The organism is Polaromonas sp. P1_E1_2 (genome assembly GCF_056406035.1).
The window spans coordinates 1-2,758 of record NZ_JBFUAZ010000569.1 but is presented as its reverse complement, the minus strand read 5'-3'; the positions used below and the strand labels follow the sequence as shown (position 1 = coordinate 2,758).

At 61.5% G+C, this 2,758-nt stretch carries 5 protein-coding genes; 2 read left to right on the top strand and 3 right to left on the bottom strand.

Features of this window, described 5'->3' with window-relative positions; genetic code table 11:
• The first annotated feature begins 223 nt into the window (after nt 1-223).
• Nucleotides 224-769, top strand: a complete 546-nt coding sequence (locus AC1D1P_RS20020) for a DsbA family protein (RefSeq protein WP_477674174.1) — start codon at nt 224-226, stop codon at nt 767-769.
• 5 nt (nt 770-774) lie between these two features.
• On the opposite strand, the gene AC1D1P_RS20015 is transcribed toward AC1D1P_RS20020, so the two are convergent.
• Nucleotides 775-1,296 (bottom strand): N-acetyltransferase family protein, encoded by a 522-nt coding sequence (locus tag AC1D1P_RS20015; protein WP_477674173.1) that lies wholly within the window; start codon nt 1,294-1,296, stop codon nt 775-777.
• A 92-nt stretch (nt 1,297-1,388) separates the two neighbouring features.
• On the opposite strand from AC1D1P_RS20015, the gene AC1D1P_RS20010 reads away from it, so the two are divergent.
• Nucleotides 1,389-1,949, top strand: a complete 561-nt coding sequence (locus AC1D1P_RS20010) for a helix-turn-helix domain-containing protein (protein ID WP_477670822.1) — start codon at nt 1,389-1,391, stop codon at nt 1,947-1,949.
• Nucleotides 1,950-1,968: 19 nt separating this feature from the next.
• Here AC1D1P_RS20010 and AC1D1P_RS20005 read toward each other — a convergent pair whose 3' ends face one another.
• Together AC1D1P_RS20005 and AC1D1P_RS20000 are read right to left on the bottom strand one after the other, a co-directional pair.
• Nucleotides 1,969-2,499: a hypothetical protein gene (locus AC1D1P_RS20005; protein ID WP_477671214.1), complete on the bottom strand. Its 531-nt coding sequence runs from the start codon at nt 2,497-2,499 to the stop codon at nt 1,969-1,971.
• A partial coding sequence (locus AC1D1P_RS20000; protein WP_477674172.1) for a hypothetical protein occupies nt 2,496-2,758 on the bottom strand: 263 nt, incomplete at its 5' end. The genes AC1D1P_RS20000 and AC1D1P_RS20005, both read right to left, overlap by 4 nt.

Genomic DNA, 2,758 nt, shown 5'->3' with positions numbered 1-2,758 from the left:
CGTGCAAGGCACTCGACGAAGCCCTCGAAAACGCCGCCAACCAGGCCTGAAGCTGAACCACGAGGCCGGCGTCGCCGGCCTCTACCTGGCTATTCACGGCCATCCACGGCTACCCATCGACGCCGATGGGGCCGTACGGCTCCTTGATCACCGCGCACACCCGGGCGCATACTGTGCTGAAGACGTTTTTAACGTCTGAACACACAGCTAAAAGGTGATTCTCATGGCCGATTCGTCCCAACCCGACCCGTTTCTTGAACCCGACGACGCCATCGACCATATCCATGGCCCGGCGTCGGCCCCGGTCACTGTCGTGGAATACGGCGACTTCGAATGCCCGTCCTGCTTTCAGGCCTACGGCGCCCTGAAGGTGATGCTTCCGCACTTCGGGCGCCAGCTGCGTTTTGTCTTCCGGCACTTTCCGTTGCGCGAAGTGCACCCCCATGCCGAACTGGCCGCCGAAGCGGCGGAAGCCGCCGGCGCACAACACAAGTTCTGGCCCATGTACGAGTTGCTGTTTACCAACCAGCATCACCTCAAGGACAAGCACCTGCTCGACTATGCCGCCCAGGCCGGCCTGGACATGGCCCGCTACCAGAACGAAATGAACGACCATGTCTACCTGCAGCGCGTGCAGGAGCACATGCAAAGCGGCCGCCACCTGGGCGTGCGCTCAACGCCGGCGTTTTATGTCAACGGCGTGTTTTGTGATGTGTCGTTTGGCCTGCAGCATTTGCATGAGGCCATCGACAAAGTGTTGACCAGCTAACAGACCTAACCGTCCACCGGTTGCAGCGGCGTCGCCAGCGTCTTCTGCAAAAACGCCAGGTCCAGCCAGCGGCCAAACTTGAAAGCCGCCTGTTTGATCGTGCCGCTGTGCTCAAAGCCCAGGCGCTTGTGAAGTGCAATGCTCACAGCGTTGTCCAGGTCAATCGCGCCGACCAGAACGTGCATGCCTTGCACTTCAGCCCTGGCCACAATCGCCTCCAGCAGCTTGCGCCCCAGGCCCAGGCCGCGGCTGTCTTTCTCCACATAGACCGAATGCTCGACCGTGTACTTGTACGCCGGAAATGCGCGGAAGGTGCCGTAGCTCGCAAAACCCAGCAGCTTGCCGCTGTCGTCTTCCATCCCGACTACCGGAAAACCGTTGGCACGTTTGGTGGCAAACCAGGTCACCATGCTTTCGGGTGCGCGTGGTTTGTAGTCGTACAGCGCCGTCGAGTTGACGATCGCCTCGTTAAAAATGGCCAGGATCTGGCCGGCATGGCGCTCTTCGGTGCATTCGACGAGGTGCATGGGGATTCCTTTTGAAAGGGAGAATGATTTGTCTACTATAAGAGATTATTTGTCCCTTATGATAGACGAATGCTTTTTCTGAAGGACACCCCATGACGATTGATGCCCTGATCGCGTCGCGGCTGCTGGCATTGCGCCAGGCCCAGGGCCTGAGCCTGGCGCAACTGGCCGAGGTGTCGGGCGTCAGCAAAGCCATGATCTCCAGGGTGGAGCGCGTCGAAAGCAGCCCGACCGCCATGATCCTCGGCCGGCTCGCAGCCGGCCTGGGTGTGCCGCTGGCGCAGCTGCTCACCGAAGACAAGGAAGAAGAGGCAGGCCGCAGGCTGCGGAAGAAGGCAGGGCAGGCGGTGTGGCGCGACCCGGAAGCCGGCTACCTGCGGCGCCAGGTGGCAGAGCGCGGGCCCGACCAGGGCGTCGAGATGGTGGAAGTCGAGCTGCCGCGGTCGGCCAGGGTGGCTTACCCGCGATGGAGCGGCCAGCCGTATCGGCAGCGCCTCTGGCTGGTCGAAGGCGGCTTGCGCGTGGAATATGGCGACGAAGTTTTCAAGCTTGAGCCCGGCGACTGCCTGGACTTCGGCGTTGACCGCCCCGTGGCCTTTAAAACCCTGGGGCGCAGCGCCTGCCGCTATTTGCTGGTCGTCTGGCCCGGCTGAATTTGTCGCCCCTTACCCATTAACTGGCAGCAGCAGACCCCGGCACAGCCGCGACGTCAAGCGCCGCATGGCGCGCGCGTATGCGCCGCACCTGCAGCGCCGCCCCAATGATGTACAGCAGCAAAAGCACACCCGTGGCGGCCTTGAGTTCGGGCGCATCGGCGTTGGGCAGCAGTGGCGCACCCAATGGCAGGCGCGTCGAAGTCTCGGTGATGGCCGGAATCATGTGGAATAAAAAGGTCATCGAATAGCCCAGCGTCTCCACATACGGCGAGGCACGGCCCAGCACCTTGGTGGTGCCCGCCACCCAGGCAATGCCCAGCACCAGCAAGGTGATGATGCCCAGCGCATGCGGTTTGCCGAAACCGCCATGCTGGAAGATGCCAAAGCCCGTGAGGCAGGTGAGCACCGTGGTCCAGATATAGACCTTGCCCAGTGTGGACGCGGCAATGATTTCCTTGTCGCGAAAGAAGGCGATCACGGCAGCCGCAACGGCCACCAGGCTGATGGCGGTGTGGATCACACCGAGGTAGGTCAAACCATAGATCATCGGAATCTCCTTGTGCCCCTGCCAGGTGAGGGACGTGGGGTTGAACAAGCTGACATGGGTACCCATGCAAACGCCGTGCCGCGCAGATTGTTGCTGGTGACGCCGCTTTTGCCCATGACTTTTCGGCTTGCGCGGCCACGGCCCGATAATCGGTAGTACACCGTGGCCGCAATGCGCCGCTCCTTAGACCAGAAGTACTCATGAAAAAAACCTACCAACTCAATATCGAAGGCAAAAACCGCGACCGCCTGCTCGATGC